At 49.4% G+C, this 387-nt stretch carries 1 protein-coding gene; it reads right to left on the bottom strand.

The window, feature by feature from the left end; all coding sequences use genetic code 11:
* Positions 1 to 106: 106 nt before the first annotated feature.
* A partial coding sequence (locus ACOV8S_RS31575; RefSeq protein ID WP_448321895.1) for a hypothetical protein occupies positions 107 to 387 on the bottom strand: 281 nt, incomplete at its 5' end.

Raw genomic sequence — 387 nt, 5'->3', positions numbered from 1 at the left:
ATATGAAAGAGCCGTTGAAACTGGATTATTTGTGGGCTGGATTGTGCCTGGTGGGTGCGGCTTACTTTATTTTCAGGGACAAGCTTTAGCAGTGACCTCGCTTTGCCTAAACGACTTTTTGATCAAGTTGCGCCATGAAGTGTTCAATGGCCTGTGTAAACCGTTGACCCTGACCACCTTTCTCAGCAGCCAGGATTCGACCTGCGGCCAGAAGCTCGAGTTGCCGTGGTAATTCCTCTTCCGTGGACTGAACGATGACAGGAGTGTGTTCACAATACTCGAGTAAAAAGCGGGCTGTGTTTTCTGCTTTGGAATCAATCACGTTCAGATCTGAAATAAGAAGCTGGCAGCCGCCGTTCGAGGCTTTCAGTTGGGCCAGGCTTCTGA

The organism is Streptomyces sp. CO7, from assembly GCF_053474865.1.
Note: the sequence above shows the minus strand (reverse complement) of the source record. Positions and strands in the feature narration are given on the sequence as shown.